This is a genomic window from Archangium violaceum (assembly GCF_016859125.1).
In the GTDB taxonomy this organism is placed as follows: Bacteria; Myxococcota; Myxococcia; order Myxococcales; family Myxococcaceae; genus Archangium; species Archangium violaceum_A.
Map to the genome: position 1 here is coordinate 1,087,720 of NZ_CP069338.1, position 23,049 is coordinate 1,110,768.

Below are 23,049 nucleotides of genomic sequence, written 5' to 3' on the forward strand. Positions count from 1 at the left end.
ACGCGAGATTCACCGAAACATCGCGGCACGTAGATCTCGGTCCATGAGGTCAACGACCGAGTCGCCGCGAACCGAAGAGACGTCCCGTTCCATCAAGCCCGCGCCCGCGCTGGAGACGTCCGCCCGGCGTCGGCACCTGCCCGCGAAATGGCCCCTGTGGTTGCTGGCCATCGCCGTGGTGGTGGCCGCTGGCGTGTGGCTGTTGCGGCCCAAGGCCAAGGACCCCTCGGCCAACTTCGAAACGACGGCGGTGCAGCGGCGGACCGTCGAGTCACGCGTGACGGCGACGGGCACATTGTCCGCGCTGGTGACGGTGGAGGTGGGCAGCCAGGTCTCCGGCCGCATCCAGGAGATCCTCGTCGACTACAACTCGCCGGTGAAGAAGGGGCAGGTGATTGCCCGCCTCGACCCGCAGCTGCTCCAGGCCGCGGTGGAGCGTGCCCGGGCCAACCTGATGTCCGCGAAGGCCAACCTGCAGAAGGCGCGCGTGGAGGCGGAGAACTCCCGCCGCCAGGCCGAGCGCTCCCGGACGCTGCGCGAGCAGCAGTTCATCGCCCAGGCGGAGCTGGACACCGCGGAGGCCACGGCCCAGTCGGCCCAGGCCCAGGTGACCTCGGCCGAGGCCGCGCTGGCGCAGGCCCAGGCGGCGCTCAACGAAGCGGAGGTGAACCTGCGCTACGCCACCATCGTGTCGCCCACGGACGGCGTCGTCATCTCACGCAGCGTGGACGTGGGCCAGACGGTGGCGGCCTCGCTGCAGGCCCCCGTCCTGTTCACCATCGCCGAGGACCTGCGGAAGATGCAGGTGGACACCAGCGTCGCCGAGTCCGACGTGGGCAGGCTCGAGGACGGCATGCGCGCCACCTTCACCGTGGATGCCTGGCCCGGGGTGAACTTCGAGGGCACCATCCGGCAGATCCGCAACGAATCCCAGACGGTGCAGAACGTCGTCACCTATGACGCCGTCATCGACGTGGAGAACCCGGACCTGAAGCTCAAGCCGGGAATGACGGCCAACGTCACCTTCATCACCGCGCACCGGGAGAACGTGCTCACCGTGCCCAACGCGGCGCTGCGCTTCCGGCCGCCCGAGCCTCCCGCGGGAGCCGGGCCGCGCGCCGGAGCAGCCGGTCCCCAGGGACCTGGTGTGGGTGGCGCGGGAGCCCCGGAGCCGGCGCGGAAGCCCGCGCCCGGGACCAAGACGGTGTTCGTCCTGCGCGACGGGCGGCCCAGGCCCGTGCGCGTGAAGCCCGGAGTATCGGATGGCACGTACACGGAGGTGGAGGGCGAGCTGCGCGAGGGGGACCAGGTCATCACCGCCCTGGCCGCGGGTGCGCAGGCTCCGCAGGGCGCCGCCAGCTCCGGCGCGAGGACGGGAATGGGTGGAGGCAGGGGTGGCGGGTTCCGTCCCCCGGGGCCCTTCTAGGCGAGAGAGAGAGGCGTGACATGAACGAGAACGCTGAGCAGACGCCGCTCATCGAGCTGCGGAGTGTGAGCAAGATCTACCGGTCGGGAGACGTGGAGGTGGCGGCGCTGCGGAGCGTGGACTTCACCGTGGAGCACGGTGACTTCGTGGCCATCATGGGCTCGAGCGGCTCGGGCAAGTCCACGCTGATGAACATCCTCGGCTGCCTGGACCGGCCCACCTCGGGCGAGTACCTGCTGGAGGGCCAGGACGTGTCGCGCCTGGACCGCAACGACCTGGCCATCGTGCGCAACCGCACCCTGGGCTTCGTCTTCCAGAGCTTCAACCTGCTGGCGCGCACCAGCGCCCTGGAGAACGTGGAGCTGCCCATGCTCTACGCCGGGGTACCCGCGCGCGAGCGGAAGCTTCGGGCCCGCGAGGCGCTCGAGCGGGTGGGCCTGGGCGCACGCCTGGACCACCACCCGCGCCAGCTGTCTGGTGGACAGCAGCAGCGTGTGGCCATCGCCCGGGCGCTGGTGAGCCGGCCGCGCGTCATCCTCGCGGACGAGCCCACGGGCAACCTGGACTCGCGTACCAGTGTGGAGGTGATGGCGCTCTTCCAGGAGCTGCGCCGCGAGGGCATCACGCTCGTGCTGGTGACGCACGAGCCGGACATCGCCGGGTATGCCGGGCGAGTGGTGGTGGTGAAGGACGGGCGGATCCTCTCGGACCGGCGCCAGCAGCCGGTCCCCGCGGAAGTGCCCCCGCTCGAGGAGGCCGCATCATGAACGTGCTGGAAACGATGTCACTCGCGGTGCGCTCGCTGCTGCGCAGCAAGATGCGCTCCTTCCTCACCGCCCTGGGCATCATCATCGGCGTGGGAGCCGTCATCGCCATGGTGGCCATCGGCGATGGAGCCCGAGCCAACGTGCAGAAGGTGTTCGACGCCATGGGCACCAACCTGCTCATCGTCATGCCCGGCTCCAGCAACTCGGGAGGCGCGCGGGGCGGCGCCGGCACCCAGCCCACCATCACCTGGGACGACCTGGAGGCCATCCGCACGCAGCTGCCGAGCGTGCGCGCCGCCGCTCCGGAGATGCGCACGAGCACCCAGGTGTTCTCCGAGGACCAGAACTGGACGACGAGCGTGACGGGCACCACGCCCGAATTCTTCGACGTGCGCGGCTGGACCATCGCGAAGGGCAGGCGCTTCACCGAGGCGGACGTGGAGGCGGGAGCCAAGGTGGCCGTCATCGGGCAGACCGTGGTGGAGAAGCTCTACGGCTCGGGCTTCGACCCGGTGGGACAGATCATCCGCATCAAGAAGACGCCCTTCACCATCATCGGGATGACGGCGCGCAAGGGACAGTCCCCCATGGGACAGGACTACGACGACAGCATCCTCGTCCCCGCCACCAGCTTCCAACGTCAACTCCAGGCCCAGAGCCTGGGCAAGTACCTCACCGGCATCATCTACGTGCAGGCCGACGCCACCGCCGGCACCGCGAAGACCCAGCAGGACGTCACCGCGCTCCTGCGCGAGCGGCACCGCCTGTCCGATGAGGCCGCCAACGACTTCGACGTCCGGGATCTGTCCGAGCTGGCCAACAGCCGGCAGCAGAGCACCGAGACGCTGAGCATGCTGCTGGCCTCCATCGCCGCCGTGTCCCTGGTGGTGGGTGGCATCGGCATCATGAACATCATGCTGGTGAGCGTCACCGAGCGTACCCGCGAAATCGGCGTACGCGTGGCGGTGGGCGCGCGGCCCCGGGACATCCTCGCCCAGTTCCTCATCGAGGCGCTGACGCTGGCGCTGCTCGGTGGACTCATCGGCACGGCACTGGGCGTGGGAGTGGCGAAGCTCCTCGCGTCCCAATTCCAATGGCCCCTGCAGCTACGACCGGATGTCATCTTCATCGCGCTCGGCTTCAGCGCGCTGGTGGGTGTGGGCTTCGGGCTCTACCCGGCGCGCAAGGCAAGCCAGCTCGATCCCATCGACGCCTTGAGGTACGAGTAATGCGAACGCTCTTCCCGATTGCCACCCTGCTGCTCGCCGCCACGCCCGTGTGGGCGCAGCAGGCCCAACAGGTCCCGCGGTCCTCGCAACAGCAGCAGCGCGTCCTCACCCTGGAGGAGGCCCTGCGCACCGCCCGGGAGCGGCAGCCACAGCTGCGCCAGGCCCAGGCCAACACCACCGCGGCCAACGCCCGCGTGGACCAGAGCTTCTCCCCGCTGTTGCCGCAGGTGAACGCCAACGCCTCGTACAACCGCTCCCTCCGGGATGGAGGCGACGGCCTGGGCACGGCGGACCCCACCGGCACCATCACCCGCCAGGGACTCAACCTGGGCGCCTCCGTCAACCAGCTCATCTGGGACTTCGGCCGCACCACGGGCCGGTGGCGCGCCTCCCAGCAGTCCGCCGAGGCCCAGAAGTCCAACGAGTCCCAGACGTTGCTGGACGTGCTGGCCAACGTGCAGACCGCCTACTTCAACGTCCTGGCACAGCAGGCGCTGGTGCAGGTCGCCCAGGAGACGTTGGAGAACCAGAAGGCGCACCTGGCGCAGGTGCAGGCCCAGGTGCAGGTGGGCACCCGGGCGGAGATCGACCTGTTGCAGCAGCGCACGGCGGTGGCCAATGCCCAGGTGCAGCTCATCCAGGCGAAGAACAACGCGGCCACCAGCAAGGCCCTGCTCAACCAGGCCATGGGCGTGGAGGGCACGACCCAATACACCGTCCGCGAGGAGGTAGTGGGCCAGGTGGAGGGCGAGAACCAGACCGTCGACGTGCTGGTGGACGTCGCCTTCCAGGGCCGGCCGGACCTGGCCGCCACCGAGCACCAGCTGCGCGCCCAGGAGCTGACCATCTCCGCCACGCGCGCCAACTACTGGCCGAGCTTCTCCGCCTCGGTGTCGGCGACGGAGTCGGGCCCGAACCCGTCCAACCTGGACTGGGGCCTGACCGGGCAGGTGGGGCTGAGCTGGCCCATCTTCCAGGGGGGCCTCACCCGCGCCCAGGTGCGCGAGCAGCAGGCCAACCTGAGCAACATCCAGGCCCAGCGTGACGCATTGCGCCAGCAGGTGCGACTGGAAGTGGAGCGCGCGCAACTCTCCGTGACGGCCGCGCAAGAGAGTCTTTCCGCCGCGGAGGAGGCACTGACCAATGCCCGCGAGCGGCTGCGTCTGGCCGAGGGCCGCTACCGCGCCGGCGTGGGCAACATCATCGAGCTGTCCGACGCGCAGCTCTCCGCCACCAACGCGGCCGTCCAGCGCGTGCAGGCCTCGTACAACCTGGCCACCGCGCGCACGGAGCTGGCACGCGCGCTCGGGCGTCAGGTCACCCCCAACGCGTGAGGGGGTGGGGGCTTTCTGTCTGGTTTTGAAGGGGGCCCCCTTTTGTGTGGGGAATCCTGGTTGCTAGGGTGTGTGCTTGCCCGCTCGTCCCCCGAGCGGGCATCCCCCCCTCTCCCCGGAACTCCCCATGAGCCCCCCCATCCGAACGGCCGTCCTCGCCGCAACGGCCGCCACCTTGCTCGCCGCGCCCGAGGCCTCGGCCACCAACTACACGCTGTGGATCCACGGCAAGAATGGCGGCGGCACCCAGGCTGGCAACTACGCGGACTTCTCCAACTGGGGCCCGAGCACCACCTCGGCCGGCGTGAACAAGAAGGCCGTCAACTGGAACGGCTCGCAGAAGATCTCCGTGGAGAACTACCGCATCCGTGACGCGCTCGACTGCTTCTGCACCGGCAACAACTGGTGCTACATCGCCGTGCACAGCGCGGGAGACCTGCAGATCGGCTACGCGCTGTCCCTGTACGGCGGCTCCACGCGTTACAAGAAGAACGCCACCCCCAACTCCTCGGGCGTGTGTGGCAACACGGATGGCACCACCCAGGTGGGCTGGAACATCAAGTGGGTGGACGTGGCCTCGGGCGCCGGTGGCGGCAGCGAGCTGGCCGACCACGGCGATTGGGCGGTGAGCGATCCCATCGTCAGCGACCTGGTCACCTCCACGGCGCGCGCCATGTACAACCACAACACCACGCGCTCGGTCTGGTTCTACATGTTCGCCGGCGCCAAGGGCACGGCCTACTCGGGCATCCTCTCGGGCCAGGACGACGAGGCCGTGGCCTACCACTCCACCGGCGGCGTCTCCGCCAAGGGCGGCTTCTGCAACCCGGGCGATTGGTTCTGCGACGGCACGCTGAACACCGGCACCTCGGCCACCAGCAACGGCAAGGCCAAGTGGTCCTACCACTCGGTGAAGTTCCGCGATGACGGCGAGGACTACAGCCACTCCGGCAACGGCAACTGGGAAGGCATCGTCGGCAAGGTACGCGCGGACGTCGCCACCTACGCCTACTGAGCCCCATTCCAGAACCCCCAGGGGCCCCCTCCTCGAGGGGGTGCCCCGCTTCGCAGGAGACACCGTGACGGCACCCGACGCGGCCCGGCCCCCCGAGCAATCCCACGACACGAGCATCTGGAAGGTGGCCGCCGCGAGCTTCATCGGCACGGCCGTGGAGTGGTACGACTTCTTCCTGTACGGCACCGCGGCGGCGCTCATCTTCAACCGCCTCTTCTTCCCCTCGTTCGATCCGCTGGTGGGCACGCTCGCCGCGTTCGCCACCTTCGCGGTGGGCTTCGTGGCGCGCCCGCTCGGCGGCATCATCTTCGGCCACTTCGGCGACAAGCTCGGGCGCAAGTCCATGCTGAGCGCCACGCTGATGATCATGGGCGTGGCCACGTTCGCCATCGGGCTGCTGCCCACCTACGAGCGCATCGGAGTATGGGCGCCCATCCTGCTGGTGGTGCTGCGCATCCTCCAGGGCTTCGGCCTGGGAGGTGAGTGGGGTGGCGCGGTGCTGATGGCGGTGGAGCACGCCCCCGCGCACCGCCGTGGCTTCTACGGGAGCTGGCCGCAGATGGGCGCGCCCGCGGGCCTGCTGGTGGCCAACGCCGTGTTCTCCGTCTTCTCCCGCCTGCCCGAGGAGCAGTTCGTCGCGTGGGGCTGGCGCGTGCCCTTCCTCTTCAGCGCGGTGCTCATCGGCATCGGCGTCTTCATCCGCCACAGCGTCGCCGAGTCCCCCGCCTTCCGCGCGCACCAGGCCCGGGCCGCCACCACCCAGGCCTCCGCCAGCGCCGGCGCGAGGATTCCCGCGCTCGAGGCCCTGCGCACCTACCCCCGGCAGATCCTCCTCGCCATGGGGGCGCGCTTCGCGGAGAACGGCTTCTTCTACATCGTCACCACCTTCGTGCTCACCTACGGCACCGGGCAGCTCAAATTGGAGCGCTCCACCATGCTCACCGCGGTGCTGGGGGCGACGGCCGTGCACCTGGTGGTCATCCCCGCCTTCGGTGCCCTCTCGGACGTGCTCGGCCGCCGTCCCGTCTACCTCGGGGGTGCCGTGGGTTGCGCGGTGCTGGCCTTCCCCTTCTTCTGGCTCATCGACACCCAATCGACGGGCCTCATCTGGCTGGCCATCACGTTGGGCATCATCGCCCACGCGGCCATGTACGGGCCCCAGGCCAGCTTCTTCTCGGAGCTCTTCGGCACGCGCGTGCGCTACAGCGGCGCCTCATTGGGCTACCAGCTCGCCTCCGTCTTCGCCGGTGGGCTCTCCCCCCTGATCGCCACCGCGCTGCTGACGGAGTCCGGGGGCAGGTCCTGGCCCGTGTCCCTCTACATGGTGGGCCTCGCGCTCATCACCCTCGTCTCCGTCTACCTCTCCGCCGAGACGTTCCGGGAGCACCTCACCGAGTCCTCCGCCACGGCCCCCACGGAGGGAGCCGCGGGGAGCGGCGAGAAGCGCGAGGTGGCCTGAGCCTCAGCGGGCCGTCCAGCCGCAGTCCATGACCTGGGCGGACCCGGTGATGCCGCCCGCGGCCTCCGAGCACAGGAAGGCCACGTACGCCGCCACCTCGCTCGGCTCCAGCAGACGCTTCACCGCCGCCGGGGCCAGCATGATGCGCTCGACGACCTCGGCCTCGGTGAGGCCATGCACCCGGGCCTGGTCGGCGATCTGCTTCTCCACCAGCGGCGTGCGCACGTAGCTGGGGCAGAGGGCGTTCACCGTCACGCCCTTGTCCGCCGCCTCCAGCGCCACCGTCTTCGTCAGCCCCATCAACCCGTGCTTGGCGGAGACGTAGGCGGACTTGAACGGCGATGCCACCATCCCATGCAGCGAGGAGACGTTGATGATGCGTCCCCACTTGCGCTCGTACATCAGCGGCAGGGCGTACTTCGTCAGCAGGAAGGGCCCCACCAGCATGATGCGGATCATCTGCTCCCAGCGCTCCTCCGGGAACTCCTCCACCGGAGCCACGTGCTGGAGCCCGGCGTTGTTCACCAGGATGTCGAGCCGATCCCACTCCTTCCTGGCCCTGTCCACCAGCGCCCGGCAGTCCTCGCGCGAGGACACATCCGCCCGCTGCGCGATGGCGCCCGGAATCCGCCCGGCCACCTCGCGCGCTCCGGCCTCGTCCAGGTCCGACACCAGCACGCGGGCCCCGCGTGCGCCCAGGTCCTCGGCCACCGCCCGGCCGATGCCACTCGCCGCGCCCGTGACGAGCGCGCACCTTCCTGTCAGCTCTCCCATCGTCATGCCTCTCCGAGAATCATCCGCTCGAGCTTCCCCAACATGATGCCAGATTCATGTTTGCATGATGGTAGATTCATGTCCGCGAAGGGTAGAGCGGCTGGCCTCGAGGTCCGCTGCGGCTACTCCCCCTGAGCCTGGGCACCGGACAGCAGAGCGCGCTCGTCGCGGAAGAGCTCGAACAGATGGTCTCCCACCGCCCGCACCCGGGGTGCCCGGGCCGTGTCGCGGCGCATCAAAATCCAGACCTCGCGGCCGGGCGGAAGTGGGCCGAACGGGACCCGCATGAGGCCTGGGTAGCCCTCGGCCAGGAAACAGGGCAGTAGCACGATGCCATATCCGGCCTGCGCGGCCGCCGCCTGGGCCTGGAGGCTGTTGCTTCGGAAGGCGAATCGATGGCTGGGAAAGCGGGACGCCATCCACGCCGCTTCTGTTGCCTGATCGTCCGCTCCATACCCGACAAGGGGTGGCTGCTCGCGGGACAGAAGGGCATCACGCTTCCGAGCGGAAGCGAAGAAGGCATAACCCACCGTGGCGGCTCGTCGGGACAGCAGGTCGCTGTCGGCGGGCCGGCCGAGCCGGATCGCGATGTCTGCCTCCGAACGGGACAGACTGAGAACCCGGGTCTCGGCGATGAGCTCGACGTCGAGCCCCGGATGGCGGTCATGGAGCGGTCCCAGCCGATCCACCAGGAAGCCATGGGCCAGGGACCGGGATGTCGTGAGCCGAACCGGTCCCTTTGGACCGTCATCGCCATCGAGACGACGCTGCACCACCAGCGCGGCCTCCTCCATCGCGGTCGCTTGAGCCAACACGGCCGCGCCATCATCGGTGAGCGCGAAACCGTCTGGCCTCCGAACGAGCAACGGCCTACCGAGCTGGCGCTCCAGTCCCTCGACACGTCGCGCGATCGTCGAACGGGCGGTGCCCAGGGCCCGGCTCGCGGCGGCCAGACTGCCGTGCCGGGCCAGGGCCGCGAAGTGGCGGAGGTCGTCCCAATCCAGCGGGGGTGTGCGTTTTTCGGCGGGCATGGGGCAAAGGTCGACAGTTTACCGGGACGGGCCTCGTTTCGGATGCTCCCTCCCGCGACCGATGCCAACCACCAGGTTGGCGGCACTGTCCACGGGCGCATCCTGACAGACGGGAGTTCGAGCCATGACGAGCATACGGGTCGCTTCGGTGCAGTTCCAGCACATGCCGGGCGACAAGGCCTACAACCTCGAGCGCATCCGGTACTTCGCCGGCCTGGCCTCCTCCAACGGGGTCAAGCTGATCGCCTTCCCGGAGATGTGCGTGACGGGCTACTGGCATGTTCGCGACCTCGACCGGGAAGGCATCTCGGCGCTGGCTGAGCCCATTCCGTCTGGCCCCTCGGTCGAGTTCCTCCGCGCACTGGCGCGAGAACACGACCTGGTGCTGGGCGCTGGCCTGCTCGAGGTGGGCACCGACGGCCGCTTCTACAACGCCTATGCCGTCTGCCTGCCGGATGGGACGGTTCATACCCACCGCAAGCTCCATGCATTCGAGAGCGAGCACATCGCGAGTGGCGATCGCTATACCGTCTTCGAAACGCCGCTGGGAATCCGGGTCGGGGTCCTGATCTGCTGGGACAACAACCTCGTCGAAAACGCCCGCGCGACAGCGCTCCTCGGTGCGGACGTGCTCATGGCACCCCATCAGACCGGCGGGACGAATTCGCGCAGCCCGCACGCCATGGGACGGATCGACCCCGAGCTCTGGCATCGAAGGGAGGAAGATCCCGGTGCCATCGAGGCTGAATTCCGCGGACCGAAGGGGCGGGAGTGGCTGATGCGCTGGCTCCCAGCGCGAGCCCACGACAACGGCATGTTCCTCCTGTTCAGCAATGGCGTCGGCCAGGACGACGATGAGGTTCGCACCGGCAACGCGATGATCCTCGATCCCTATGGCCGCATCCTGGCGGAGACCTGGCGGGCGGGTGACGACATGGTCGTGGCGGACCTCGACCTCGGCTTGCTACCGCTGTGCACCGGGCGCCGCTGGATCCGCGGTCGCCGTCCCGAGCTGTACGGCACGCTGGTCGAGCACAGAGGTGACGAGTTGGACCCCCGGCAGGCTCGCTTCTCTCCCGAGCCAACGACGGCGCACCGTCTCAATCCCTCGAGCTGAGAGGAGAAGCTCCTTCAAAGCCATACAGTGGCCCGCACTCAGGGCACGCGATTGCCGATGGGCTGGCCGTCGAAGAGCAGGAGCAGGCCGCCGTCGGGCTCGTGTCAGCCCTGGAGGATGACGAGTGAGAGACCCGGGATGTGTAGCCGCTCGCGCAACGCGGGAGACAGGGCCTCACACGATTCCGGGGACGGGTTCGTCTCCGGCGGAGTCGCGCACCCGGAGCTCAAGATGGAAGCTCACGAACGTGCGCCAGGAGTTGCTGTACGTCGGCATCGAGGGGACGACCACCGGGCTGCTGGGGTGGGCGCGCCTGAAGACCCTCATGGACGAGGTCGAACTGCCCTTCGCGGGATAGACTCCCGCCCCCATGCTCACCCTCCATCAAGCCCCCGCCGCGTTCGGCATCGGCAACATCAGCCCCTTCTGCCTGAAGCTGGAGAGCTATCTCCGGATGACCGGAATCCCCTACACGGCGAAGGCGGCCGACCATGGGAAGGCCCCCAAGGGGAAGCTCCCCTTCATCGAGGAGGATGGCTCGTTCCTGGGTGACTCCCAGCTCATCATCGAGCACCTCAAGCGCAAGCACGGAGACCCACTCGACGAGAAGCTCGGCGCGGAGGACGTCGCCCAGGGCCACCTGGTGCGGCGCGTGCTGGAAGACAGCCTCTACTGGCACATCGTCCACGAGCGATGGGTCTCACCGGAGGGGTGGCGGGTCTACAAGCCCATCTTCGAGGCCATCTTCCCGCCTGTCGTCGGCAAGCTCGTCGTGCCCCTGATTCGCCGGGGGATGACCAAGGCGCTGCACACCCAGGGCCTGGGCCGTCACCGGCCGGAGGAGCTCCTGGAGATGGGCAAGGCGGACGTCTCCGCGGTGGCGACGGTGCTCGGCGACAAGCCGTTCCTCCTGGGAGACAACCCCACCTCGTTCGACGCGGCGCTCTACGCGTTCATCGTGAGCATCATCGCGTTTCCGGTGGACTCGCCGCTCCGGCAGTACACACTGGAGCGGCGGAACCTCGTGCGCTACTGCGAGCGATTCCAGCAGCGCTACTTCGCGAACGGACAGCACCACGCGTCCGGTCAGTGACGCAGCAACCACGTCGCGAGCGGCTTCCACGCGAGCGTCGGCGCGTCGGCCGCGTACAGAAGGTCGCCGTGGCCGAAGTCCTCGGCGACTCGCGCTGGCTCGAATCGGCGGACGACGAGCGTCGTGACATCCGTCGACGACACCTGCCTCGTCGAGTACAGGCCGTGGTCGCCGAACCCGCCCGCAGCACCGAGGTAGAACAACGGGACGCGGATGTTCGCGAGCGAGGGCCTCGGCGAGGATCCACACCAGATCTCATCGAACTCCACGGTCTCGCGCATCGACTGGTGCGGAGGCGCGCTGGAGAACCACGCGCTCACGATGTCCTCGGACGACTCGCTCAACCCCGCGGCATTGCCATCGGCGTCGAAGATCGGCGCACTCAGGTGGTACAGCGGCGTGTACGGCGCGAGCAACCAGGTCATACCCGACAGCGTGAGCAGGACCCCGCGATTCGTGTAGGACGGGAACAGGGGCGAGGTCTCATCGGGCGCGCTCCGAGCCAACTGGCCCGCCGTGATGAAGAGGCTGTTGCTGGAATCGGTCACGCCCTGGGCCAGGGCGTCGCGTTCCGCCGCGGCATTGGCGCACGCCAGCTCCCGCAGGTCGGCATCCTCGGGCGCGATGTCGTAGTAGATGTCGAGCGCGGCGATCGCCGAGATGTGGCGGCCATCGGCGGCGGCGTACGCGTAGGTGAGCTGGGCGCCATGCGAGAATCCGCCGAGGATGATTCGGCCCGGATCGCGGTCTGTGACGGTCCGCGCCGCCCGCGCGAAGGCGAGCGCGACAGAGGTGTCCCCTATCGCCTGGTTGACGCCCATGTCGCCCAGATCGGAGATATCACCGTCGGCGCCAGGCAGCGTCCAGCGCCGGTCCACGCCCCATGTGTCGATGCCTCGGGACACCAGATACGGGGCAAGCCCCGGGGCCGACGACGCGGGATTGCCGAGCGACGGCACGAAGTTCGTGACGAAGCTGGCGAAGTCTCCGTGCAGCAGCATCACCGCGTGCGTGGTCGGACGCGGTCGCCACGGCGAGAGCTCACGGACGACGCGGTGGATGCGCAAGCGTGCGTTTGGCGTGGAACCGACGCGGATGTCGAATTGATAGTGATGGATGTCATCGGTGACGTGCGCGCGCGTCACCGCGAACGGTGCGCTGATGGACGCGAGCTGTTCAGCTTCGGTGCGCATGAGAGGGGACGCGAGGGCGGGCGCGCACGCGACGAGCACGGCGATTGCGAGGCCAAGGCGGAACGTGGCGGAAACTCCTGAGGCGGAGCGGGTGTCGATCATGGATGGAGCCAGCCCGCTCCCAGGTGTGGGGGGCACATCATTCGTGAAGAGCCCCTGGGTTGACGGCTCTCAGGATATTCAACGGGCAGAGTCCCCTGGCATATCGGCCGGCATATCTGGCGGTGCACCCCTTCGGCGAAGTCCCCGCGCTGGTGAATGGGGATGTCACGCTGTTCGAGTCCCTGGCGATCTGCCTCTATCTGGCCGACCTGTTCCCGGAGAAGCACCTGGCGCCGCCGCCAGGATCCACCGACCGCGGCTGCTATTACCAGTGGATGCTCTTCGCCGAGGGGCGTATCGAGCCGGTGGTGATGGAGTTCTACAAGCATGCGCAGCGGCCTGCGGAGGAACAGGCCAACACCCACTTGCAAGAAGCACCGGCCGGACAGCGGGTCCGATTGAACGAAGTGCTCTAGGCGCTCAGTTCCGCCGCGATGAAGCGCCAGCCCCGGTCACCCGAGGGCGGCTCCACCCAGAGCGGCAGGGCGTTGGGGGTGCGGATGTTCACCACCAGCCCCGCCGCCTGGCGCACGGCGCGCCACAGGGCCCCATGCGCCACGATCAGCACCGGGCCGGGATGGGCGGTGGCACGGTTGATGGCCGTCACGGCGCGCTCGCGCAACGCCGCGAAGGTTTCGGCGCCCTCGGGCGTCTCGATGCCGGCGATCCAGTCGTCGAACCAGCCGGACATCTCCTGCCCTTCCTTCACACCGAAGGCGCATTCCCGCAGTTGGGGATCGAGGTTCACCGGCAGGTTCAGCCGTGCCGCCACGATCTCCGCCGTCACCCGCGCGCGGCTGAGCGTGCTGGCATGAATGGAGCGGATGCCCTTCCCCACCAGCGCCTCCGCGGCCCGTGCCGCCTGGACGACTCCGACGGCGTTCAGCGGGATGTCCACCTGGCCTTGGGAGAGCATGCGGGCGTTCCAGTCCGTCTCACCGTGTCGGAGGAACCAGAAGGGGATGGGGTTCAGGTCGGTCATGGACCTCCCTTCTACCCTCCCCTCAACACGCCTCCCACCCTTCTTATACGGTTGGTGGCCATGGACCTGGAGCCCCTTCCAACGCTCATCGCAGGTGCAGGTATGGGTGGGTTGGCGCTGGGACACGCGCTCGCGAAGGCGAACCACCCCGTCATCCTCTTCGAAAAGGATGCCGCGACCCATTCTCGTGCTCAGGGCTACCGCCTGCACCTCGATGATGAAGGCGTCGCCGCGCTGAAGGAATGTCTCACCCCAGAAACCTTCGAGCTGTTCCTCCGTCTCTCCGAGCCGCTCGGTCAGGGCTTCGGATTCTTCGATCACCGGCTCCGGCAGCTCGCGTACTTCCGGGCTCCGTCGAAGAGCGCTCGCGTGATTGCGAGGTCGACTTTTCGGAAGATTCTTCTCCACACCCTCCGGGCGAGCGTTGAATTTGGCCGCGCGGCACGGGGCTTCAGGCTCGAAGGCGGCTCGGTGGAAGTCGACTTCGAGGACGGAAGCGCCCAACGCGGCGGTCTGCTGGTCGGAGCCGACGGCAGCGCGTCCGCGATTGCCCGGCAACTCGTGCCAGCTCAACCGCTTTCCGATACGGGGGTCGTCATCATCATTGGCAAGGTGCCCACGACCGAGCGGGTGCTCCAGTCCATGCCTCGCGGACGCTTCGAGCGGCTGGGCCTCGTGCTCGGGCCGGACGACGTCAACCTCTTTCTCTCACAGCATCTACCCGGGCACGGGGAAACGGGCGCGCTCGACGACGTACCCCACGTGCGTGCGTGGCTCGACGAGCTGCCCGGGTACAGCGTCTGGGCGCTGCTCCTGAAGACGAACCGGTTTACATCCGAGGAGAACCCCATGACGCTCCCCGGAGAAGCGCTGAAAGCCCGAGCACTTCAGTCACTTCACGGGTGGCATCCAGACATGCACCACCTGATTTCCGTCTCGGCCCCCAGCCATGTCACCTGCAAGCGGATAAGAAGCGCCGACCACATTGGAACGTGGCGTACGTCCTCTCGAGTGACCGTCCTGGGCGATGCCGCCGCTCTGGCCGCGCTTCTTCGAAAGCAGCGGTTCGAGCGAGCCATGGTCAGGCGAACCCGTCCAGTGGTTCGAGCGTCCCGGCGCACCCTGAACGGGTCCATGCGCGGAGCGGTCACCAAGAAACTCTTCAAGACAGGCCTGGTGGCGTTGGACGCCATCTTGAGAGCTAGAAGGGAATGATGTTGCGGCGACGGGTTGCGTGTCTGCTGGCGCTGGCGACATGCTCGTGCGAAGCCATGACCTCGGCCTCCACTCGAGTCTCCGCCACCGTTTCCACCACCACCGCCGCTCCGGACGCGGCTTCCACGCGTTTGCCCGTGCTGCTGGTGCATGGCATCGATGACGACGCGCGCTCCCTGGCGCCGCTCGCGGACGGGTTGACGCGGGCCGGCTTCCAGGACGTGCAGCGTGTCGAACTGAAGCCCAACGACGGGGCGGCCCCCATCTCCGTGCTGGCCGGACAGGTGGCCGAGGCGGCCGGACGCCTGCGCGCGCGGACAGGCCGTGCGCGAATCGACGTGGTGGCCTTCAGCATGGGGGCACTCGTCAGCCGCTACTACCTGCAGCGGCTGGAGGGCAGGAACCACGTGCGCCGCTTCGTGTCCATCTCCGGCCCCCACGCGGGAACGCTGACGGGGTGGCTGCGAGCCAACCCCGGAGCACGCGACATGCGGCCCGGGAGCGATCTGCTGCGGGGGCTCGCCGCCGATGAGTCACCGTTCGGGGACGTCCAGGTCTTCACCCTCTGGACACCGCTCGACCTGATGATCCTCCCCGCCCGCTCCTCCCAGCTGGCCGGAGCCAGGGAGCGCACCATTCCCGTCATCCTCCACCCGCTGATGCTGCGCGATGGGCGGGTCCTCCGCTCGGTGGAAGAGGCCCTCACGGTGGAACGTCCGGAGGATTTTCTCCCCCTGCCGGTCGCACCGCCTCGAGACGGATGGGAATCTCAGAAAGCCTACCCTGGGAGAAGATGACGCGCCGCCTGTCATCTCCGACAACGGAGCTCCGTGGAAGGAAGGCTCATGAGCTCCCCGTCGACAAGTCCCGCCGCCACCAATCTGGATGACGTCAAGGTCGCGGGAGCGACGCGTGGCTCGCCCAGACGCCTTGATGCGGTGGGGCCTGTCGTTGGCCGACACGTCAACTGACACGTCAACCGCCGTGTCACTCCCGGATGGATGACGGGCTCAGGCGTCCAACGCTCCGAGGCCTCTGGGCGCACCGCCCTGGCACCGGCCATGCATCCCAGCCGCCCGCCGTATCAACCTCACCCTCGAGAAGGAGAAGAGACCATGACTTCGATTCGTCACTTCGTTGGGCCGCTGGCCATGCTGGGCGTGCTGTTCCTGTTCAGCGGGGAGGCCCAGGCGCAGACCTCGTTCTTCACCGGGGGGCCGACGATCACCAAGGAGCAGCAGGCCAACGTATTCGCCCACATCAAGAATGCCTGGCAGGTGTCCAATGGCCAGACCGCCACGGACCTCGAGGCTCACCGCCGGTGGGCCCGGGGCCAGACCGATGCTGTCGTGAAGGGGGAGGTCGATCGCCTCGTCGACGCGACGCTGGGCAACATCCGCAAGCTCGGCAAGGCCAGGTTGGTGGAGGTCTTCGCGAACATGAAGCAGGGCGCTGTGATCGTAGCCAACAAGGAGGCAGGCCACACCCTGGCGGGCCATACGAACTGGGCGAACGGGCAGACCGAGGAGACGCTCCGAAGCGAGATCGCCCGCATCGCCCTGGCAGGCCCCAGGGCATTCTAACCGGCCCGGGCACGGCGGAAATGTCCGCCGTGCCCCGTAAACGCGCGGGCGCGGGCTCTTCTCCGTGGCGTTCGACCGGAGCTTTTATGAGCGGTACGTGACCACGTCCCCCTTCGTGCCCGTGGACTTCCCCGCGTCTGGGGTGCACGGGGTGCCGCGGCTCCCGCCCACGCCCGAGCCCGCCTCCCGCTTCGGATGGGAGGTGGGCGCCGTGGCCTCGCGGGCCCCGCTCGAGCTCGGCCAGTTCACCTTCGGGCCCAGCGTGGCGCTGCGCACCACCCCGGCGCCGTACATGTTTGGACTCCGCGCCGCGTACGCGCTCTCGCCCTGGCCTTCCTCTTCTGGCGTGTCCCTCCATCGCCTCTCGGTCCAGGGGCTCGTGGGAGTCCAGGACAGCAAGCCCGTCAGCCCGTTCATCGAGGCCGCCGCGGGTTGGAGCCTGGTGGGTGTGAAGTTCCCGGGTGGAACACAGGGAGACCCCACCGTGCTCTCCACCCACGTCTCCGGGGGCATGGTGGCGCACATGGACCCGCTGCGGCTGCGAGCCTCCGCCTTCATTGGAATGGACCTCCTCACCGCGGATGGCCGGGACCGGTGGGAGCCCATGTGGGCGTGGAGCTGGCCTTCGGGCGCTGAAGAGCAGTCGATAAATCCCTCGCGGGAGCAGAGCGCGATCAGGAAGTGGAGGGGAGGGCGGAGGAAATCGCCCATCCCGAGGCGCGGAGTTGGAGGGGGGGGTTGTACAGGTGGGAAGCAGGCGAGAGCGGGATTCAACCACACAGCCCGGGGGCTCATCGCCTGGTTGGAGCCTGAGAGGCCCGGTCACACCACACGCGGCAGGGGGCTGGCCGTCAGAAGCCAGCAGGCAAGGCGGTGACCTGGTCCACCGGCACCGGACTGATGCCGCCACCGAGAGAGGCCGCGTTGCCTGGAGCCAGCTCGAGGAGGTGAGCCGGCTCGGCAAGCGCGCTCTGGCGCGCCAGCAGCGCATCCACCAGAGGCTGGCCGTGTGCGGCCAGGTTGTGCGCCAGGGCCACCAGCAAGGCGACACACTTCACCTTGTCCAGCCCCCGCACCGTCACCTGCGTCAGGCCATAGCGCCCCTTCACCTGCGCGTTGACGTTCTCCACCAGGCCGGCGCGGGCCTTGTACTGCTCCTTGGCCTCGTCGGTGCGCATGCGCTCACGCCACGCCTCTACCTCGGGGGAATGGTCCCCCTGCTGCCCGGCCTGGGCCATGCGCTCGGGCACCGAAATGAGCGCTTCAACCCCCTTGGCCGCGCACTGCTTCACGTCTGCGCACGTGGCATGGCCGCCATCGGCCAGCACGCGCTCGGGCACCTGGCCCGTGCGTTGCTCAATCTGCTCCACCATGGGGCTCACGCTGCCCATGTCGCTGCCCTGGTTGGTGACTTCCACTCCCACAATCGTTCGCGGCCCTCCCAGCGCCTCCCCAGCCACCGCGAATTGCAGGTTGTAGGCGGGTCGGAAACCCCCATCGGCCATCTTCATCACCCGTGCATCCGCATCCGTGGAGGAGGCGCGCACCTTCTCCTTGTCCGCCCCCTTCTTCCTGGCCTGCTGTTGCTTTATCGCCTCCAGCGCCGCGTCCACCCGCGCCTGGTAGTCACGCGCCTTGGCCTCTCGTGTCGCCTGCTGCCCACGCGTCAGCTCCGGGTCGTCCTTCTGCGCCAGCACCGCTTGCAAGTGCAGCTCGGCCTGCTCCTGGCACTCCCGCAGCGACTGCTCCCGCCGGAACGAAGGCGCCGAGGCACTGGCCCTCACCCGCGTGCCGTCCTGCGCCACCTGCTCCAAACTCACCAGCCCCTGCTGCAACAGCACCGAGAGCACGTCGGTAAACACCTGCTGCAACACCTCCAGGTGCTCCACCCGGAACTGGCTCAGCTTGTCGTGGCTCACCTTCACTCCACCGGCCAGCCACTGGTACGCCCTGTCCTCCTCGCACCGGCGCGCCAGCTCCGTCGCCGTCCCCACTCCCTGCTGAATCCCGTACACCCACAGCGCCAACAGCAACCGGGGACTTGTCACCGGGCGTCCCGCATGTCCCTCCACCGCCTTGGCCCCGGCCAGAAAGCCTCTCAGGTCCAACGCCTCCACCGCCGCCGCCACTACCCGCACCGGGTGCTCCGGCTCCACCAACTGCTCCGGCATCTGCTTGAACAGCCAGCCTTGCGACCTGTCCGGCTCTTTCGTCCGGACTCTTCCCTCTGCTGCCCGCGCTTTCTTCTGGCTCACTCCCCCTGCCTACTTCACATGGTACCTCTTGCACCCGAACCCCAGGGGTGGGGCTTTGCCTTCCCCACCCACCTTTGGATCACCCAGCTTTCACTTCCTGGGATTTATCGAGCGCTCTTGAGCCCGACGCGGAAAAAACACGGGCGAACGACCAGGCGGAATTCCCCGCTCCGTATTCCTGGCAGTCATCGAGCCAAGGAAAGCAGGAGTCCTGATGCGCGCGGTGCCCGAGCCCCCGGGCGAGCGCTGCCCCAAGGGGGGTACCTGTCCCGGGCGGGGCTGGATGATGGCAACGACGTGCTCGAGACCTCGGAGGTGACGAAGGAGATGCCGTTCTGCATCTCCTCCTCGCTCCGGAGCGTGGGAGGCTCCATCCGCATCGTGAACAACGCCTACCTGGAGACCCAGAGGGACGTACGGGACAACGCGAAGCTGAGCACCTTCGAGCTCGACCGCCTGACACGGGTGGGCCAGAGCTTCACGGTGGAGAACAACCCGCTCCTGCCCACCTGTCTCGTGAATGCCAGGGCGGCGCCGTTCATCGGCACGCACGTCCAGGTGACCATCGCCGGCAACGACGATACGGCGGCCTGCGGCGGGTAGTCCGCCAGGCATCAAGCTCCGCGCGGGCCACGGCTCACGGCGTGTAGAGCTCGGTCGTGGCGGTGAGGTCCCAGTCTCCAGTTCCCCCCGTCACCAGCACCTGGCCCGAGGGCAGCACCGTGACCGACTGCCCCTTGCGAGGGGAAGACATCGAACCGGCGGAGGTCCAGGTGCCCGTGGCGGGGTCATACAGCTCCGCCGACGCGAGCGCGCAGCAGTCGCTGTAGCCCCCCGCGACCAACACCTTCCCCGAAGGCAGCACCGTGGTCGAGTGCGACAGGCGAGCGGTGTTCAGGCTCCCGGTGGCCGTCCAGGTGCCCGTGACGGGGTCGTACAACTCCGCCGTCGCGAGCGCGCCACGGCCATTGTCTCCCCCCACCACCAGCACCTTCCCCGAAGGCAACAGTGTCGCACCAGGCGCGTACCGCGGCTCGAGCAGGTCACCCGTCACCGACCACGTGCCCGTGGAGGCGTCGTACAGCTCCGCCGAGCGCAAGGGGCTGTGCCTGGTGGCGACTCCTCCCGCCACCAGCACCTTTCCCGAGGGCAGTGCCACCGCCCCGAAGAAGAGTCGGGCCTCGCGCATGCTGCCCGTGGGTGCCCAGGTGTCCGTGAAGGGCTGATAGCGCTCAGCCGTGGCGAGCGAGAAATACTCGCTCTCGCCGTTCGCCTCTTTCCTACCGTCGCCGCCCATCACCAGCACTTCCCCCGAAGGCAGCGGCACCGCCGCATGATGGGCGCGAGCGTAGGCCATGCTCGCACCCGGAGACCAGGTTCACTCCTCGCCGCTGGCCCACGCCATGCTGGCGCACCACAGGGAGGAGCACACCAGCAGGAAGCCCCAAGACCTTCTCGGATTCCAATCCATCGTTCGTCCCTCCTCGAAATCACCCACGAATCCGCCCGATGCGGTGCGGACTCCGGGTTGAATGGGAGGGACGCGATGTTTTTTTGAACCGATTTTCCTCCTCACCTGACCATGCAGGCGGAGCCGTTCAGGGTGAACAGCTCCGGGTTGGGATTCGGCCCCGTCGCGGGAGCTCCGACGAAGCCGAAGGAAACCTCTCCGCCAGGCGGGATGAGGGCATTCCATGGCAGGTTGCTCGCGCTGACCGTGGCGCCGGACTGACTGGCGTTCACGCTCCACGCACGGGTGACGGTCTGTCCGCCCAGGAATGACCAACGCAGGGTCCAGCCGTCGATGGCACTGGCGCCAGTGTTGCGGAGGGTGACCTGGACGTTGAAGCCATCACGCCAATCGTCCTGCTTGACGTAACCGACCTGACACGAGGAGGCGGGAGCGGCCGCCCCGTCACCCTGACCGGCGAGGAACGCGGCGATCCAGGCCAGGGGGGCGTTCCAATTGATGGTCAACTCGTTCGTGGCATAGGACTCGATGTCGTCGATGTAGCAGAACTGGGCCACACAACCCGTCAGCTTCTGCTGGGCGATCGGATCCTGGATGTACGAGTTCGGACCGCCCGACAGGGAGCCCCGAGGCGGGTGGGGCAGCGCCGGGTTGAGCTGGTGCGCATACCACCGGCTGTGCTGGTTCTGGGAGCTCACCTCCCCGTAACCGGTGACATAGGAGATGTTCAGGGCGTTGCGGCCCAGGATGTAGTCCATGCCCTGCGCCACGCCGTCGGCGAAGCGCTTCTCGCCGGAGATGTCGTGCGCGGTCGCCATGACGATCATGTTGTTGAGGACCTGGCTGGTGGAGCCCCACGCATACATGTTGTCGGCGGGCGCGTAGGGCAGCCCATACGGATGAGCATCGAGCGTGTTCAGGTACTTCGTTGCGCCCTCCACGACGGACAGCCGCACCGCGGCGCGGTCCGGCAGGTTGCTCGGCACCATCGCCAGGTCCATGCGGGCCAGCGCGGCGACATCCCGCCAGGTGATGCCCTGCTCGGTCCAGATGTCAGCGGTATGCAGCGGCGAGCCCAGCACGAAGTCACGGAACGGTGCCTCCCCGGTGGTCAGGAAGAGCTCCGCGGCGGCCCAGTAGAACTCGTCCCTGACATCGGAGTCCTCGTACGCGCCGCCACCGACACCGTCGGACGGGCTGGCGTAGATCGCCGGGTGGGCGAGCGCCGCGGCCCACGCCGCCCGCGCCGCCGTCAGACACCTCTGCGCGAAGGCCGGGTCGTACGGAGCGAACAGGCGCGCCGCCTGCGCGGCGGTCGCGGCGAGGTTGAGCGTCGCCGCCGTCGACGGCGGGTGCAGCTCGCGCCTCTTGGGATCCAGGTGGGGCAGGAGCGGCAGGCCGGTCCATGAGTCGTCGTGCACCTTGTGGTGGACCATGCCGGCCAGCGGCTTGCCAGCGGGCACCTGCATGCGGAGCAGGAACTCCATCTCCCAGCGCGCCTCATCGAGGATGTCTGGCACGCCGTTTCCACTTTCCGGGATGGCGAGCTGCCCGTCCGTGAACGGCCGCGAGGCCCGGGCGTATCGGGTCCGCTCGAAGGCATTCATGAGCTGGAAGACGGAGATTCCGCCGTTGACCACGTACTTCCCATGGTCGCCCGCGTCGTACCAGCCACTGGACACATCCAGCGTGTAATCACAGACGCCCGGCTGACACGGCACGGCCGTGTCCCCCATGTTCGGCGCGACCCCGACGTGACCGGCGGGACGGGCGTACCCCGGCCTCAGGCTCTCGAGGATTTCAATGCCGCTGCGCTGCGGATAGTAGAACTTCAATGCGTCGTCGCGCAGCGAACCGTAGAGATTGTCACCGAGGTCGAACGGACGGCTGGTCTCACCGTCGGCGACCAGGGTGTAGCCGGTCCCGGCCACGACGTACCCGCTGAAGTCGATGGAGTGGACGTTCTGGCCGGAGCTGACGTCCACGCCACGAGGCGTGCTCAGACCGCTCGCCACCACCGTGCCGGAGCCGTTGACGAGCTGCCACGGCAGCGCGGTCGTGGCCTCGGTGACGACCGTCGCGTTCTTCGGACCGTGGGTGAGATAGCCCACCTGGTTGACCCGTACCCGGGGACCGGTGTCCGGCTCGTAGACATCAGGCGGGGCGCCCCCCTGCAGGGACACGTTGTCGACACAGAAGCGCCACGGCGTGGCACTGCCGCCCATCTGGAAGACAACCTGCGCGTTGGGCAGGCTCACCGGCGAGGTGAAGGTATAGGTGTACGTATTGGCCTCCGCGGTCAGCTGCGGATAGGCGGCCAGGTACTGCGTCCACGGGTCGACGGGGAGTTGGATCAGCGCCCTGCCAGGGAAGTCGGACGTCGCGGTCGCCACGAAGCTGTACCGGTACGTCTCGCCCGCGACGAGCGAAACGTTGTCCTGGCCGATGATCACGTCCCAGGGGTTCAGGGTTCCCCCCGGGATGTCGGCGCAGAGCTCGCCGCCGCTCGAATCGAGAGTGATGTTGCTGGTGCCCCACCAGGGAGCATGGCCGGAGTCGAAGGTTCCGTTGACGATCTGCTCGGGCGGCTGGGCCTGGGCTGGGGTCGAAACCCACGTCAGCGAGGCGGCGGCGAGCGCCAGCATGACGACCGGCACGCCGAAGAGAGAGACGCGAATGGGAGGCTTCATCTCGAGGGCTCCTTCAGGCAGTACATCGAAATTGAATTTTTTTACCGACTTCACGGATTTACTCGATTCTCGCGGCTTGACCTCTCATATGTCAATACACGCATGACCCTCAATGGAGAGCGACACATCTGCTATAGCGAATCGCACAGTTCCCGCGGCGCCTGGCTCTTGAGGCATGTCGGGATCAAAAGATCGTTTGACCTGAATTCATTCTTAATCAATCATGGCGACCAGCGCCTCGCCCGAGAGTCCGAGCCAGCGGTGGCGCGTTCAAGGCATTGTGACAACGGAAGAACATGTCACCGCCATGAAA

Annotated in this window: 21 protein-coding genes; 14 read left to right on the forward strand and 7 right to left on the reverse strand. The window is 68.0% G+C overall.

Features of this window, described 5'->3' with window-relative positions:
* Positions 1-43: 43 nt before the first annotated feature.
* The 6 genes from JQX13_RS04695 to JQX13_RS04720 all read left to right on the forward strand — a co-directional run bounded on the left by JQX13_RS04695 (position 44) and on the right by JQX13_RS04720 (position 7,230).
* Positions 44-1,426 (forward strand): efflux RND transporter periplasmic adaptor subunit, encoded by a 1,383-nt coding sequence (locus JQX13_RS04695; RefSeq protein ID WP_203407876.1) that lies wholly within the window; start codon positions 44-46, stop codon positions 1,424-1,426.
* A gap of 20 nt (positions 1,427-1,446) precedes the next feature.
* The gene (locus JQX13_RS04700) at positions 1,447-2,193 is read left to right on the forward strand and encodes an ABC transporter ATP-binding protein (protein WP_203407877.1); all 747 of its coding nucleotides are present in this window, start codon (positions 1,447-1,449) and stop codon (positions 2,191-2,193) included.
* The gene (locus JQX13_RS04705; protein WP_203407878.1) at positions 2,190-3,422 is read left to right on the forward strand and encodes an ABC transporter permease; all 1,233 of its coding nucleotides are present in this window, start codon (positions 2,190-2,192) and stop codon (positions 3,420-3,422) included. Before JQX13_RS04700 ends, JQX13_RS04705 begins: the two co-directional genes overlap by 4 nt.
* Positions 3,422-4,756, forward strand: coding sequence for a TolC family protein (locus tag JQX13_RS04710; RefSeq protein ID WP_203407879.1), 1,335 nt, complete (start codon positions 3,422-3,424; stop codon positions 4,754-4,756). Before JQX13_RS04705 ends, JQX13_RS04710 begins: the two co-directional genes overlap by 1 nt.
* 127 nt (positions 4,757-4,883) lie before the next feature.
* The gene (locus tag JQX13_RS04715; RefSeq protein WP_203407880.1) at positions 4,884-5,771 is read left to right on the forward strand and encodes a hypothetical protein; all 888 of its coding nucleotides are present in this window, start codon (positions 4,884-4,886) and stop codon (positions 5,769-5,771) included.
* A gap of 64 nt (positions 5,772-5,835) precedes the next feature.
* A complete protein-coding gene (locus JQX13_RS04720; RefSeq protein WP_239014535.1) occupies positions 5,836-7,230 on the forward strand; it encodes an MFS transporter in 1,395 nt (464 codons plus the stop codon).
* A 3-nt stretch (positions 7,231-7,233) separates the two neighbouring features.
* On the opposite strand, the gene JQX13_RS04725 is transcribed toward JQX13_RS04720, so the two are convergent.
* Both JQX13_RS04725 and JQX13_RS04730 read right to left on the reverse strand, forming a co-directional pair.
* On the reverse strand, positions 7,234-8,010 hold the full coding sequence (locus JQX13_RS04725; RefSeq protein WP_239014536.1) for a 3-hydroxybutyrate dehydrogenase: 777 nt from the start codon (positions 8,008-8,010) through the stop codon (positions 7,234-7,236).
* Positions 8,011-8,126: 116 nt separating this feature from the next.
* A complete protein-coding gene (locus tag JQX13_RS04730) occupies positions 8,127-9,035 on the reverse strand; it encodes a LysR family transcriptional regulator (RefSeq protein WP_203407881.1) in 909 nt (302 codons plus the stop codon).
* Positions 9,036-9,198: 163 nt separating this feature from the next.
* Between JQX13_RS04730 and JQX13_RS04735 the strand changes: the two genes are divergently transcribed.
* Both JQX13_RS04735 and JQX13_RS04740 read left to right on the forward strand, forming a co-directional pair.
* Positions 9,199-10,152, forward strand: coding sequence for a nitrilase family protein (locus JQX13_RS04735; protein WP_239014537.1), 954 nt, complete (start codon positions 9,199-9,201; stop codon positions 10,150-10,152).
* Positions 10,153-10,522: 370 nt separating this feature from the next.
* Positions 10,523-11,245, forward strand: a complete 723-nt coding sequence (locus JQX13_RS04740) for a glutathione S-transferase family protein (protein WP_203407883.1) — start codon at positions 10,523-10,525, stop codon at positions 11,243-11,245.
* Here the strand turns inward: JQX13_RS04740 and JQX13_RS04745 are convergent.
* Entirely contained in the window at positions 11,239-12,540 is a 1,302-nt protein-coding gene (locus tag JQX13_RS04745) for a hypothetical protein (RefSeq protein ID WP_239014538.1), read from the reverse strand. The genes JQX13_RS04740 and JQX13_RS04745 overlap by 7 nt on opposite strands.
* 59 nt (positions 12,541-12,599) lie before the next feature.
* Between JQX13_RS04745 and JQX13_RS04750 the strand changes: the two genes are divergently transcribed.
* Entirely contained in the window at positions 12,600-12,956 is a 357-nt protein-coding gene (locus JQX13_RS04750) for a glutathione S-transferase family protein (protein ID WP_203407884.1), read from the forward strand.
* On the opposite strand, the gene JQX13_RS04755 is transcribed toward JQX13_RS04750, so the two are convergent.
* On the reverse strand, positions 12,953-13,522 hold the full coding sequence (locus JQX13_RS04755) for a histidine phosphatase family protein (protein ID WP_203407885.1): 570 nt from the start codon (positions 13,520-13,522) through the stop codon (positions 12,953-12,955). The genes JQX13_RS04750 and JQX13_RS04755 overlap by 4 nt on opposite strands.
* A 60-nt stretch (positions 13,523-13,582) precedes the next feature.
* On the opposite strand from JQX13_RS04755, the gene JQX13_RS04760 reads away from it, so the two are divergent.
* The 4 genes from JQX13_RS04760 (at position 13,583) to JQX13_RS04775 (ending at position 17,197) form a co-directional block, all read left to right on the forward strand.
* Positions 13,583-14,737: an FAD-dependent oxidoreductase gene (locus JQX13_RS04760; RefSeq protein WP_203407886.1), complete on the forward strand. Its 1,155-nt coding sequence runs from the start codon at positions 13,583-13,585 to the stop codon at positions 14,735-14,737.
* Positions 14,738-14,793: 56 nt separating this feature from the next.
* Positions 14,794-15,534 (forward strand): esterase/lipase family protein, encoded by a 741-nt coding sequence (locus tag JQX13_RS04765; RefSeq protein ID WP_239014539.1) that lies wholly within the window; start codon positions 14,794-14,796, stop codon positions 15,532-15,534.
* Between the two features lie 318 nt (positions 15,535-15,852).
* Entirely contained in the window at positions 15,853-16,320 is a 468-nt protein-coding gene (locus JQX13_RS04770) for a hypothetical protein (protein WP_203407887.1), read from the forward strand.
* A 97-nt stretch (positions 16,321-16,417) separates the two neighbouring features.
* Complete coding sequence (locus JQX13_RS04775) at positions 16,418-17,197, forward strand: hypothetical protein (RefSeq protein ID WP_203407888.1); 780 nt, start codon at positions 16,418-16,420, stop codon at positions 17,195-17,197.
* On the opposite strand, the gene JQX13_RS04780 is transcribed toward JQX13_RS04775, so the two are convergent.
* Positions 17,172-18,575, reverse strand: coding sequence for a transposase (locus JQX13_RS04780; protein ID WP_203407889.1), 1,404 nt, complete (start codon positions 18,573-18,575; stop codon positions 17,172-17,174). The genes JQX13_RS04775 and JQX13_RS04780 overlap by 26 nt on opposite strands.
* 297 nt (positions 18,576-18,872) lie before the next feature.
* Between JQX13_RS04780 and JQX13_RS04785 the strand changes: the two genes are divergently transcribed.
* Positions 18,873-19,178: a hypothetical protein gene (locus JQX13_RS04785; RefSeq protein WP_203407890.1), complete on the forward strand. Its 306-nt coding sequence runs from the start codon at positions 18,873-18,875 to the stop codon at positions 19,176-19,178.
* A 34-nt stretch (positions 19,179-19,212) separates the two neighbouring features.
* Here JQX13_RS04785 and JQX13_RS04790 read toward each other — a convergent pair whose 3' ends face one another.
* Entirely contained in the window at positions 19,213-19,932 is a 720-nt protein-coding gene (locus JQX13_RS04790) for a Kelch repeat-containing protein (protein WP_203407891.1), read from the reverse strand.
* A gap of 215 nt (positions 19,933-20,147) precedes the next feature.
* Positions 20,148-22,736 carry a glycoside hydrolase family 9 protein gene (locus JQX13_RS04795; RefSeq protein WP_203407892.1) on the reverse strand — a complete coding sequence of 863 codons (2,589 nt, stop codon included), beginning with the start codon at positions 22,734-22,736 and terminating at the stop codon, positions 20,148-20,150.
* Between the last annotated feature and the right edge of the window lie 313 nt (positions 22,737-23,049).